Origin of the sequence: Paenibacillus sp. FSL P2-0322, from assembly GCF_037975315.1 — a bacterium.
Lineage (GTDB): Bacteria > Bacillota > Bacilli > Paenibacillales > Paenibacillaceae > Paenibacillus > Paenibacillus polymyxa_B.
The window spans coordinates 5017374-5030426 of the sequence record NZ_CP150243.1 but is presented as its reverse complement, the minus strand read 5'-3'; the positions used below and the strand labels follow the sequence as shown (position 1 = coordinate 5030426).

Below are 13053 nucleotides of genomic sequence, written 5' to 3'. Positions count from 1 at the left end.
CTGAATAACGCGTCTGTCCTAACGGCATCTCAACGAATTTAGAACATGAAAATGGTTCTGGTCCATGTGTTTGTCAGGCGACAATGGTGGAGACAGAAGCATTTTTTATTTTATTTATAAGATATTGGATGAGATTCAGGGGCGGTTATACTTATACTACGGTTCGAATCCGATCTTTTGTGTGTTATACTATTGCCGTCGGTAATTTTGTGTTTAGCACTTTACTAATGATAAGGATGGTATGCTTATATGATCAGTACAAGCGGCGTAACGCTTCGTTATGGTAAACGCCCACTTTTTGAAGACGTAAATATCAAATTTACTCCTGGGAACTGCTACGGCCTGATTGGGGCGAATGGCGCGGGTAAATCCACCTTTTTGAAAATTCTTTCCGGTGAAATTGAAGCCAATTCTGGCGAGGTTCACATGACACCGGGTGAACGGATGGCAGTCCTCAAGCAGAACCATTATGAATACGATGAATTCCCGGTTCTGGAAACCGTTATTATGGGCCACACGCGTCTGTATGAAATCATGAAGGAAAAGGATGCGCTGTATGCCAAAACGGAATTTACCGAAGCGGACGGTCTACGTGCCGGTGAGCTTGAAGGTGAATTTGCGGAGCTGAACGGATGGGATGCCGAGCCAGATGCAGCTTCCTTGCTGATCGGTCTTGGTATTCCCCGCGACCTGCATGACAAGAACATGTCTGAGCTGAGTGGTAATGACAAGGTACGTGTTCTCCTGGCTCAAGCGTTGTTTGGTCGTCCGAACAATTTGCTGCTCGATGAGCCTACCAACCATCTGGACCTCGAATCCATTCAATGGCTGGAAAATTTCTTGATGGACTATGAAGGCACCGTCATCGTTGTATCCCATGATCGTCACTTCCTGAACAAGGTATGTACGCATATTGCGGATATTGATTTTGGCAAAATCCAGATGTACGTCGGAAACTACGACTTCTGGTATGAGTCTAGCCAGCTTGCGCTTGCCTTGACTCGTGATGCCAACAAGAAGAAGGAAGAGAAGATCAAGGAACTGCAAGCCTTTATTCAGCGCTTTTCCGCGAATGCTTCCAAGTCCAAACAGGCTACTTCACGTAAAAAACAACTGGATAAAATTACGTTGGATGACATCCGTCCATCGAACCGTAAATATCCTTTCCTGAACTTCAAGCCTGAACGCGAAGCAGGCAAACAACTCCTGACAGTAGACCGCCTCAGTAAAACTGTTGAAGGCGAGCAAGTGCTGAATGAGTTCAGTCTGGTTGTGAACAAAGGCGATAAAATCGCGTTTGTTGGCCCGAACGGCATGCCTAAATCGACGCTCTTCCAGGTGTTGATGAACGAGATCGAAGCGGATAGCGGAGAATTCTCTTGGGGGATTACAACTAGCCAGGCTTATTTCCCGAAAGATAATTCCACCTATTTTGAAGGTGTGGATATGAATCTTGTGGAATGGCTGCGTCAATATTCCAAGGATCAGGACGAAACGTTCCTGCGCGGCTTCTTGGGACGTATGCTTTTCTCTGGAGAAGAAGCGCTTAAGAAAGCAAGTGTGCTGTCCGGGGGCGAAAAGGTTCGCTGTATGCTGGCGAAAATGATGCTGAACGGTGCCAATGTGCTGTTGCTGGAAGAACCGACCAATCACTTGGATCTGGAATCCATTACAGCGCTGAACAATGGTCTGATTGATTTTGACGGTACTATATTGTTCACATCCCATGACCACCAGTTTATTCAAACGATCGCGAATCGAATCGTGGAAATTACACCAAACGGCGTAATCGACCGTACGATGAGCTATGATGAATACTTGGAAAATGAAGAAATCACAAAATTGCGTGAACGTATGTATCCGGTAGAAATCGGCTAAAATCCAAACCGGCTAACTTCAACAACTAGATAAACGAAAGAGGAGCTCCTTAGGCCATTTAGATGGCGGGGAGACTCCTCTTTTTCGTTTTTGTGTCATGCCCATAGCTTACTCGGTTCCGGAGTGAGGTAAGATAGACCTCGTCCGATTTTGCGTACAATATATATACTATGGGGTGGCTTATGATCCGCCTGTACGACGGCGTTGGTTGTTCGGCTTCTTCGTATTTTGGCTTTTCAGTGTTTTGGCGGAACCGCCTTGAAAGCCGCCCTGCTGTGAAGCGCCGGACTGCTGTTTTTTTTGTGCCAGCTTTTCCCGAATGGCATCTGCGAGATTAACTTTACGTGGTTCATTAGCATCGCTCATGAATAAATTCCTCCTGTTGCCGCCAAATTCATGTCAATCATGCTGGATTGAATAAAAACGCGGCTGTGTCCTCATTTTATACGTTTTTAAAAGAAGGGACAAGGGCAACAATGATAACACACATCTGGGGTGGGTTGGAAGAGAAAACCTCTGTTTTTTGCGTGAAGTAAAAAATGTTTTGTATAACCTACAGGAATGGGGCCTGGCAATACTTTTTCGTTGTTACTACAGCGATGCAGAGCGGAAAGACTGTTTCTCTAGACCCACACAAAGTTCGTCTGCTATCCTGAAAATAACAGTTAACCAAAGAAAATTGATATTATTCAGGGCAGCAACGCTGCTATTTTTATTTTTGGGCCCGGTGAGATCGTTCTGCTGGGAACTATATATTTGAAGGAGTGTCCTACGTTGTGGTAAATGTCTATGAAGAGATACGAAAAGGTGAGCGTGGGGCGTGGGTGAGCATTGCTGCTTATCTCTTGTTGTCCGCCTTTAAGCTGATTAGCGGATATATATTTGCTTCTAGCGCGTTGCGGGCGGATGGCTTCAATAATGTCACCGATATTGTAGTGTCGGTTGCTGTACTGGTTGGACTGAGAATTTCCCAAAAGCCACCGGACTCTGACCATGCCTATGGACATTTTCGGGCAGAAACGATCGCGGCGCTGCTGGCGTCCTTTATTATGGCTGTCGTCGGTTTGCAGGTGCTTATTGATGGGATCGGGAGCATTTTCAAGGGCGGAAAGCAAATACCGGATATCACCTCCGCGGGTGTAGCTGTGATTTGTGCAGTGATTATGCTGGGAGTGTACCTTTACAATAACAGACTGGCACGGCAAATTAACAATAAGGCTTTGCTGGCAGCGGCCAAGGATAATCTATCGGATGCACTTGTCAGTGTTGGGGCAGCAGTTGGCATTATCGGCGCACAGTTCGGCCTACCCTGGCTGGATACTGTAGCTGCGATCGCGGTAGGATTTATCATTTGTAAAACAGCGTGGGATATTTTTAAGGATTCCACGCACAGCTTGACCGATGGATTTGATGAGCAAGAGCTGTCTGACTTACGGAGTACGATTGCCTGTATACCTGGAGTAGAGGGGATTCGGGACGTTAAGGCACGTGTACACGGCAATCATGCGCTGGTGGATGTGGTCATTGAGGTCAATCCGCAACTCAGCCTGATTGAAGGGCATCGGATCAGCGACCGGATTGAGGAACGTCTGCAAGAGGTTCATAATACGATGCATGTCCATGTCCATGTAGAACCCAAATTATAGATTATTTATTGAATATTTAGTGTTAAAAGTGACTTTAGACCTATATGAAAAAGGCGTATACGCTTCCTTTTGTGACGTTTGGATTATATCTCTCTTCCTGCTGCTTTTACTATAATGAAGGCATGTCCGGCTATATTCGTCGGAATTGGATATGCTCTTCAAATTCGTAAAAACAGCCAGGAGGTGCAACATTGAGAAGACGCGTGATGGGAATGCTCATGACGTCAGCCGCGCTGTTGGCAGCAATTCATGTGGCGCCGGGTCAGGTTGACGCAGCGGCATCAACAGCATCCACAGGACAGAAGGCGGTTATTCAGGCGGCTGTAAAGCTTAGATCCGGTCCTTCGACTACAGGGGATGTAGTCAGCTTTATGAAGCAGGGAGAGGCCGTAACGGTATTGGAGAAAACGAACAGCTATTGGTATAAGATCAAGACTTCTGATGGAGTAACCGGATACACTAGCAGCTCCGACAAGTACATAAAAGTTGGCGCTACCAGCGTCGCTGCTGCTGTCACCTCATCTGCCAGCCGTAAACCGGAAGCCGCAGAGTCAGTTAAAAATGTTTCAGCTAAAGAGGCTGTGGCCTCAGTGAATAGTTCTGCCGGTCAAACGAAAGCCACGATTCAAACGTCCGTTCGTTTGCGGGCGGAGGCATCCACTTCTTCCGAGGTTTTGGGCTATTTGAATGCAGGGGATGTCGTTACGATTACCGATCCAAGTAATGCTTATTGGTTCAAGGTTACCAATGCTGATGGTACGGTGGGCTACGTCAGCTCGTCTCCACAGTATATTCGTATTGGCGAGGGCGTTGTTGTGCAGCAGCCTGTGGCTGCTCCGGTGACAACCACTCCTGATACTACCGCAATACCTGTGACAGCATCTCCTGCGTCAACTACGAACATGTTTTCCGGTGATGCAGCGGCTGCAATAGAGCAGGTTATTAATACGGGGATGACTTATCTCGGAACTCCATATGAATATGGTTCGGATCGTAACAGTACGGCTACTTTTGATTGCTCGGCATTTACCCGTCAAATTTTCCGTCAGGCTGTAGGTATCCAGCTTCCGGCAGATTCCCGTTCACAGGGTGAGTGGATCAAGCAAAACAGTCAGCCGAATATGGACATGACTACGCTGAAGCGTGGCGATTTACTCTTCTTTACAAATTATAATGCATCTTCCGGGGCGTACACGTCCTTGGATAATTCCTCTCAAACGATTACACACGTAGCTGTATATTTGGGAGACAACAAGCTTCTCCATACGTTTTCTGTAGCGGGTGGCGGTGTAAAAGTTACGGATTTCAGCAAGCCTTGGCAGGACCGTTTCCTGTTTGGGGGCAGCGTGATTCAATAAAAGCGCCGTTAACCGTAAAAAAGCTGCATCAAAAAAGGATGTTCCACAGCCCTGTTGACCAGGGTGGGAACATCCTTTTTTTATAAACATTAGAATATTGCTTTTGTACAGCTAGCATCCGATAACTATGAAACCCGTCTTCTTCCGGTAAAGAGTGAAATGACGAACAACACCAGAAATATCACAAATAATATTTTAGCGATTGTAGCAGCTATGGACACGACGATACCAAAAAAACCTAAGATTCCGGCGATCACAGCAAAAATTAAGAATAAAGCGGACCATTTTAGCATGTTCTGTATCCTCCTTTAATTGTATATAATGTGGCATACTCACGCCCCGATAGAGCGTGGTTGCAGATGACGGTGACTTCTATAGATTACTCGTGGCTGTGCCATCGTTATATGTTGTTTTAAACGGTGCGAGAGTCCGTGAATCATAACGTTTGGAGCGGAGAAGAAGCCAGCCTGGACGTTGTTTCGTGTCTGAATCTAAAGGGTAACTATGCAGTAATCATAAACATCATCGTGAAAGACGAAAGAGAGGTTACGCCATGTTAACACAGGTCAGCATTTTTATTATTGCTATCGCATTTGCAGTTCTCGTTATTTTCCTCATTAAAACGTTGAAAGCAGCACAAGGCTCACTGGATAAGGTGACTCAAACCTTACAGGATGTGCAAAAAACGGTAGATGAACTGAGTTATGAAGTAAAACAAACGGTTCGACATGCGAATGACATCACCGCAGATGTTGATCATAAATTGAAGCAAGTGGAGCCAGTGATGGAATCGGTTAGAAACTTGGGGGAGGTACTCAGCGAAGTGACGCTGGCTGCCAAGCAGGCTTCAACAGCGTTAATGACACGGTTTCAGAAATCGCATAGCGCTGCGAGTAATACTTCCAGAACGGATAATGCGATTAAGGCAACGACACCGAGTAGACCTTTGACCGCAACGGAGCGGACGGTTCAGAGCTACAATGCGACTTATGAAGAGCCTGCGGCCAAGCCGGGTAAAAACTGGTTGGGTTATGTAGACATCGCTGCTGGGGTGTGGCAGAAAATGCGTCAGTAGCATAGTGGCTGAACCGTAAACTACAGGAAATTCATTGAAAGGGTGAGATTTATGATGAAGACGTTATTACTAGCTGCTGGTTTGCTCACTCCCTTTTCCGGACAGGATACGGTTCAGCAAACCGTTTCCCCGCAAACAGCGGGGCATATGGTTAGGACTGTGCAGACGATACCCGCTCCACATGCTGTACCAGCAGATTTTCATACCTTAAATGGCATATCTTTGGATGATACACGTGCCGATGTATTGAAAAAGCTGGGCAAGCCACTACGAGTCAAAAAGGATATGCTGCTGCTTTCTACAGAATACCAATATCCAGATGTTGTAGTTGGTATGCGTGATGACGTCGTTTCTTATGTGCATGTAGACCCTGCTGCCGGTCGAATCAAGGTAAATGATGAGTGGCTGCCGCTGCAACGGAAAACGCTGGATCAGGCGCTGGGTGGCTCGCAATTCACGGCGGAAGACGGAGAGGTCTATGTACGCGGACAACGTGCAATCAAAGTGTTTATGGATGAGACGTCTGATAAACCTAAGTATGTCGAGTTTTTTGATGAAACGGAATGGTAATTGATATTTCCGAGGCGTGACATAACATGGAAGTTTCAAATGGATGTGTGAAGTGTAATAGTCAGAGAAGTCAATCCTTAAAGGAGCGTGAGAAACATGAATCAGACCAATCATAAATCTTATGCCAAAGTGGTAGATAACGGTGTACAAGCCGTTGAAGCAGTAAATGAGTTGCGTAACACGGGCTATCGTTATGAGGATGTGTTCGTGCTCGCTCATGATCAGGATCGGACAGATCGTATTGCTGATACGGTGGATGCCAAGGAAATCGGGATTAAGGAAGAGGGCGTTTTCGACTCATTAGCCAACTTGTTCCGTTCCCGCGGCGATGAGCTTCGCGCTAAAATTACTTCCTTGGGATTTACAGATACCGAAGCTGACTTTTATGAAAAAGAACTGGATCAGGGTAAAGTGCTGGTCATTGCTAAAAAAGCGTGATATTGCTGTTCACCATAAAAGCAGAGTGGCATTAGATTCGAAAAAGAGGATGTTGACCGCAGCACAAGTGTTTCGCGGGTCCTCCAAAAACATAGATAAGGAATGGGGTTCCAGCCTCATTCCTTATCTATGTTTTTGGAATGCCTTCTTACGGAAACACTACTTCTATTGAACAAGGGTGTTGCCGTTTAAGCAGGTATAGTATAATACATGAGTTACAGATAAGGAGAGGCCAATGAGAATTCTAATTGTTGACGATAACCCGACGAATGTCATTATTATTCGTGAAATACTGAAAAAAGAAAATTATCGGGATGTGATCTCTGCTAGCTCGGCCGCAGAAATGTTGGAGCATCTGGGAATCGGCGATCGTACCATTAGTCTTCGACCCCGTCCTTCAGATATTGATTTGGTGCTGCTGGACATGATGATGCCTGAAATGGACGGCATTGAAGCTTGCAGTATTGTGCAGGAATATGAGCATTTAAAAGATATCCCGATTATTATGGTAACGGCAGTAGGCGATTCCAAAAAATTGGCCGAAGCTCTGGATGTGGGAGCCGTCGATTATGTCACAAAGCCGATCAACAAGGTAGAGCTAATGGCGCGAATCCGGTCTGCTTTGCGTCTCAAACAGGAGAAGGACTGGCATAAGGATCGGGATCAGCGAATTCAGGATGAGTTGAAGCTGGCCGCGATGGTGCAGCAGGCGGTGCTTAGTCCTGCCATTCAGGACCCGGTGCTGCAAGTGAATGCGCTCTATCAGCCTTCCTTTGAACTGGCAGGGGATTTATATTCATGGTATCCGTTAGGGGAGGGGCGATATGCCATCATTTTGCTTGATATGATGGGGCATGGCATTTCTTCCTCGCTGTTCTGCATGTTTATTGCGTCTGTACTTAAGGATACGGTGACCACATATGTGGAGCCTGAGAAAGTCATACAAGAGCTAAATCGTCGTTTTAATCAACTGGATCTGGGCAAGCAGCTGGTTCAGTATTATTTTACGGCGATTTATATGGTGATTGATACCCGTTCACGGCGAATTGACTATGTAAATGCGGGACATCCTCCCGGTTTGCTGTTCAACCAGGATGGCAGCATTACCAAATTTGACCGTGCATGTAGCCCGGTTGGTTTGTTTGATAAGATTGATGCAGAAATGCACACGATTCATTATGAAGGAACTGGACATATCGCTTTGTATACGGATGGCTTGCTGGAAGCGGTGGAAGGTGAATATGAGGAGCAGTTGGAGTATCTGACTGAGTGCCTACGTAAGTATGAGGATTGGAATGAAGAAGCGATGCTGGATGCATTTTTTCGTAATGAGGCGCCACAGGATCGCGATGATGATAAGTGCCTGATCTGGATTTCATTGAAAGAGGGAGAGAGCTTGCATGAAAATCAGAAATAAACTGCTGATCGGCTTTGGATCGCTTATGGCGATCCTCCTTGTGCTGACGCTAATCAGCTATGACCGTATGGGGAGCCTGAATGAGCAGCTGAATCAGGTTTACCAGGACCGATATGTGAAGGTCCGGAAAACAACGGCTATTCGCGGTCAGGTGAATGATATGGCCAAAGTTATGGCCAACCTGATTTTGAATCCGGGCTCCTCCGTCGGCGAGGCCAAACGTGAGCTCGATGATATTTCCGCTACTGGAACGAAAGTGCTGGCAAGTCTGCAAACAAACTCAGGCACCAGTGAAGAGCAGCAGCAGGTTGATCGGGTAGCCGTCGCCTGGAATGAATTTCTAAGTTACGAACAAAGGTTAGTTTCCTTGCTGGGACAAGATCGCATTGATGAGGCTAACGCTTTCCGCAATAGTACTGGTTTGCCTGCTCAAGAGGAGGCAATGGACAGCATTAATGCCCTTGCCGTTTTTCAGGATCGGGAGATTGATAACGACATGAAGCAAGCCAATCAGGCCTATGAGGAATCTGTACAGATTACCACAATTCTGATGGCCGCCGGTCTGATCATGGGCTTACTGGTTATTTTGTGGGTGCTCCCAAGCATTGCCAAAGGTCTAAATATCGTTAGTCTCATGATTAATGGTTTTGGCAAGGGAAAGTACAGGGCCATCAGCCGAATGAGTGTTGCCTCCAAAGATGAAATCGGTGAGGTCGCTCGTGTATTTCAACAAATGGCCGGGGACTTGGAAGAAAAGCGGAAATTCGAGCATTCTGTCCTTCAAACGCAGAAGGATCAAACTTGGCTTAATGCCAATACTGCTCGGGTGACTGAGCTGTTCCGTGGTGTGAATTCACTGGAGCAGGTTGCTCAGATGTTCATTAGTGAGTTTACGCCCATCTTGGGAGGCAGCTATGGAGCTATCTATTTGCAAGGAAAAGATGTAGAAGACAACCGTTTTAAGTTATACGGCTCCTATGCAAAGGTGACTGGCGAAAATTCGATTAGGGACGTTATCCATGTGGGCGAAGGGTTGCTCGGACAATGTGTTCTGGATCGTAAGCCGATCTTGATTACAGAGGCTCCTGACGGATATTTGTCCATAGGCTCTGCCTTAGGAGAAAGTAAGCCAGTGGGAATTATGATTTTCCCTATTTTGTTCGAGGATGAGTGCATCGGTGCTATAGAAATAGCGTCACTGGATCGCTTCAGTGATCTGGAAACGAAGCTATTTGCTCAATTAGTAGAGAGCTTGGGGATCATTCTGAACAATATCAAGGGACGGATGCGTGTAGAGCAATTGCTGCGCGAATCCCAGGCACTTACTGAGGAATTGCAATGCCAGTCCGAGGAGCTGCAAACTCAGCAAGAGGAACTCAAGCGCTCCAACGAAAATTTGGAGGAGCAAACAGAGGAGCTCAAGCGTTCAGAGGAATTGTTACAGCGTCAACAGGAAGAATTGGAGCATTTTAATACTGAACTGATTGCCAAAACTAGAGCGCTGGAAGAACAAGTTCGAGAAGTGGAAGAAAAGAACGATGAGATTGAACATGCACGAGCTCAGTTGGAGCAACAGGCCATGCAGCTAGGAATCACAAGCAAATACAAATCTGAGTTTTTGGCCAATATGTCTCATGAGCTGCGTACTCCGCTAAATAGCTTGCTTATTCTTTCTCAGCTCTTGTCTGAGAACAAGGAAGGCAATCTCAAGCCAAAGCAGGTGGAATATGCACAAACCATTTATATGTCAGGCGCGGACTTGTTGAAAATGATTGATGAAATTCTGGATTTATCCAAAGTGGACGCTGGAAAAATGGATATTAACCATGAAGCGGTCCATTTGAAGGAACTGGAACTGTTTGTGGAGCAGAATTTTGCTCCGGTCGCAGCCAAACGTGAGCTTCAACTGCATACCGAAATCGAAGAGAACTTGCCAGATGCCATTATCAGTGACGGTTATCGTCTCAAACAAATTTTACGTAATTTGCTGTCTAATGCCTTCAAGTTCACCACGGAAGGTTCTATTCGTTTCATTGTATCTCGGGCAAACGGAGAGCAGCTTCCTGGTCTGCTAAATCCACGAAGATCCTATCTGGCTCTATCTGTGCGTGATACGGGCATTGGGATTGCTTCCGATAAAACGGATCTGATCTTCGAAGCCTTCCAGCAGGTAGACGGTACAACCAGCCGGAAATATGGGGGGACAGGACTAGGTCTGTCGATCAGCCGCGAGCTTTCCAGATTGTTGGGCGGCGTTATTACGGTGGAATCCGAGCAGGGACAGGGCAGTTGTTTTACATTGTATTTGCCGGAACAAACGCCAACGGCTGAGGATATGGAGTCTCATTCGAGAGAGGAATTTAACGGTGCGGATGTGAATTCGGGTTTTGAGAGTGTCGCAGCCTCGGTAGAAACGGACCTTCCCATGATTATGCCTGCTAAACGGTTGCCATTATATCAGATGCCTTCGAAAAACAAAGCGGAGGACATTATACATCCGGGGGACGACCGAAACGAGATTACCTCGCAGGATAAAGTGCTGTTGATTATTGAGGATGATATTAATTTTGCTAATATTTTGTACGATATGGCCCGTAGCCGGGGCTTTAAGGCACTGATCGCTCTCCAAGGAGACGATGGGCTCAACATGGCTCAATCTTATTTGCCGGACGCTATTATACTAGATATTCAATTACCTGTGATGGATGGCTGGTCCATTTTGGGCGAGCTGAAAGGAAATTCATCGACACGTCATATTCCAGTGCATGTTATTTCGGTCATAGATGATGTGAAGCAGGGCTTAATGATGGGCGCGATTGCCTATCTCAAAAAGCCTTCCTCGAAGGAAAGTCTGGATAAGGCATTTTCACATATAAAATCGTATACGGACCAAATGGTCAAACGTCTCCTTGTGGTTGAAGATGATGATAATCAGCGTAAATCCATTATTGAGCTGATCGATCATGATGATGTTGCCATTACGGCGGTATCGACAGGTCAGGAAGCACTGAATGAGCTGGCTATCCAGCGGTATGACTGCATGGTACTGGATCTGATGCTGAGCGACATGACTGGTTTTGAACTGCTGGATCGTATTCGAGAGAACGAGCAGCTAACTGATCTGCCGATCATTATTTATACAGGCAAAGATCTGGATAGCAAAGAAGAAACGCAACTTCGCAAATATGCAGAGTCTATTATTATTAAGGATGTTAAATCGCCGGAACGGCTTTTAGACGAAACAACGTTGTTCTTGCATCGTGTAGAGGCGAATCTTCCTGAGGATAAACGCAAAATTTTGCAGAAGCTATACAACAAGGAAGAACTGTTTGAAGATAAAAAAATATTGTTGGTAGACGATGATATTCGCAATGTATTTGCTCTGTCCAGCGTGCTGGAAAGCTATCGTATGGAGGTTACCTTTGCGGAAAATGGAAGAGAAGCACTGGAACTGCTGGAACAGACACCTGATTTTGATCTGGTTCTGATGGATATGATGATGCCGGAAATGGATGGATATGAAGCGATGCGACGTATCCGGCTAATGCCACAATTCGAGAAGTTGCCTATTATTGCCCTGACAGCCAAGGCCATGAAGGATGATCGTTCCAAGTGTATTGAGGCAGGCGCTTCCGATTATGTAAAAAAACCGATTCAAACCGAACAGCTTTTATCATTAATGCGGGTGTGGTTGTATTCGTAACCCAAAAAATTGGGTAATATAAATCGACACATGATTGGAGCGGCACAGGCAAAACCTATTTAGGAATTGGAGAGAGATTATGACATCTAAGGATATGGCGGATAATGCTGCTAATGAAGTGAAATCGAATGATACTGAGCGGGAATTGATTGAGATTGAGCTGTTGCTGGAAGGTATACATCGGCTGTACGGCTACGATTTTCGTAACTACGCTCTGCCATCGATTAAGCGGCGTGTTTATTATCATGCGCAGTCCGAGAATGTAAGCACGATATCAGGACTTCAGGAGAAGGTGCTGCATGATCGCAGCGCCTTCGATAGACTGGTGCAAAGCCTTTCCATTCCGGTGACCGAGATGTTCCGTGACCCGGAGCTGTTTCTGAATTTTAGGCAGAAAATCATTCCTATTTTGCGAACGTATCCGTACATTCGAATATGGCATGCAGGTTGCTCCACAGGTGAGGAAGTATATTCTATGGCGATCTTGCTGCATGAAGAAGGCTTATATGATAAGGCCCGCATTTATGCGACGGATATGAATAACCTGTCTTTACAGCAGGCGAAGGAAGGCGTATACGGGATCGACAGAATGAAGCTGTATACCAAAAATTATTTGGAGTCCGGGGGCACGCAATCGTTCTCTGAATATTATACAGCCAAGTATGATTCAGTGATGTTTCATCCTTTTTTACGGAAAAATATTATTTTTGCGGAGCACAACTTAGCGACTGACCGGTCCTTTAACGAGTTCAATGTTATTTTTTGCCGGAATGTCATGATCTATTTTAACGACGAACTTCGCAACCACGTGCATGGGTTGTTTTATGATAGCTTGAGTCATTTTGGTGTGTTGGTGCTTGGGGCCAAGGAATCCATACATTTTACCGATTATAGTGATTCCTACGAGCCGCTGGACCGGATAGAAAAAATTTACCGGAAGATTAAATAGAGATGCTTAGGAGGATTCC

General features: G+C 45.8%; 11 protein-coding genes. 9 read left to right on the top strand and 2 right to left on the bottom strand.

Annotated features, from left to right (window positions below; translation table 11 throughout):
• Positions 1-249 precede the first annotated feature (249 nt).
• A complete protein-coding gene (locus MKY24_RS22375; RefSeq protein WP_023990284.1) occupies positions 250-1878 on the top strand; it encodes an ATP-binding cassette domain-containing protein in 1629 nt (542 codons plus the stop codon).
• 180 nt (positions 1879-2058) lie between these two features.
• On the opposite strand, the gene MKY24_RS22370 is transcribed toward MKY24_RS22375, so the two are convergent.
• Positions 2059-2244 carry a hypothetical protein gene (locus MKY24_RS22370; protein ID WP_013311941.1) on the bottom strand — a complete coding sequence of 62 codons (186 nt, stop codon included), beginning with the start codon at positions 2242-2244 and terminating at the stop codon, positions 2059-2061.
• Positions 2245-2654: 410 nt separating this feature from the next.
• Between MKY24_RS22370 and MKY24_RS22365 the strand changes: the two genes are divergently transcribed.
• Both MKY24_RS22365 and MKY24_RS22360 read left to right on the top strand, forming a co-directional pair.
• Positions 2655-3524, top strand: a complete 870-nt coding sequence (locus MKY24_RS22365; RefSeq protein WP_028541844.1) for a cation diffusion facilitator family transporter — start codon at positions 2655-2657, stop codon at positions 3522-3524.
• Positions 3525-3715: 191 nt separating this feature from the next.
• On the top strand, positions 3716-4882 hold the full coding sequence (locus MKY24_RS22360; RefSeq protein ID WP_028541845.1) for an SH3 domain-containing C40 family peptidase: 1167 nt from the start codon (positions 3716-3718) through the stop codon (positions 4880-4882).
• Positions 4883-5007: 125 nt separating this feature from the next.
• Here the strand turns inward: MKY24_RS22360 and MKY24_RS22355 are convergent, their stop codons facing one another.
• A complete protein-coding gene (locus MKY24_RS22355; protein ID WP_023990280.1) occupies positions 5008-5175 on the bottom strand; it encodes a DUF1328 domain-containing protein in 168 nt (55 codons plus the stop codon).
• A gap of 260 nt (positions 5176-5435) precedes the next feature.
• Between MKY24_RS22355 and MKY24_RS22350 the strand changes: the two genes are divergently transcribed.
• The 6 genes from MKY24_RS22350 (at position 5436) to MKY24_RS22325 (ending at position 13034) form a co-directional block, all read left to right on the top strand.
• Positions 5436-5957: a DUF948 domain-containing protein gene (locus MKY24_RS22350; protein WP_339200896.1), complete on the top strand. Its 522-nt coding sequence runs from the start codon at positions 5436-5438 to the stop codon at positions 5955-5957.
• Positions 5958-6008: 51 nt separating this feature from the next.
• Entirely contained in the window at positions 6009-6527 is a 519-nt protein-coding gene (locus tag MKY24_RS22345; RefSeq protein ID WP_053326087.1) for a hypothetical protein, read from the top strand.
• A gap of 96 nt (positions 6528-6623) precedes the next feature.
• Positions 6624-6965 carry a general stress protein gene (locus MKY24_RS22340; protein ID WP_023990277.1) on the top strand — a complete coding sequence of 114 codons (342 nt, stop codon included), beginning with the start codon at positions 6624-6626 and terminating at the stop codon, positions 6963-6965.
• 235 nt (positions 6966-7200) lie between these two features.
• Positions 7201-8382, top strand: a complete 1182-nt coding sequence (locus tag MKY24_RS22335) for a fused response regulator/phosphatase (RefSeq protein ID WP_023990276.1) — start codon at positions 7201-7203, stop codon at positions 8380-8382.
• Positions 8366-12085, top strand: coding sequence for a response regulator (locus MKY24_RS22330; RefSeq protein ID WP_339200895.1), 3720 nt, complete (start codon positions 8366-8368; stop codon positions 12083-12085). Before MKY24_RS22335 ends, MKY24_RS22330 begins: the two co-directional genes overlap by 17 nt.
• 79 nt (positions 12086-12164) lie before the next feature.
• Positions 12165-13034 carry a protein-glutamate O-methyltransferase CheR gene (locus MKY24_RS22325; protein ID WP_023990274.1) on the top strand — a complete coding sequence of 290 codons (870 nt, stop codon included), beginning with the start codon at positions 12165-12167 and terminating at the stop codon, positions 13032-13034.
• Positions 13035-13053 lie beyond the last annotated feature (19 nt).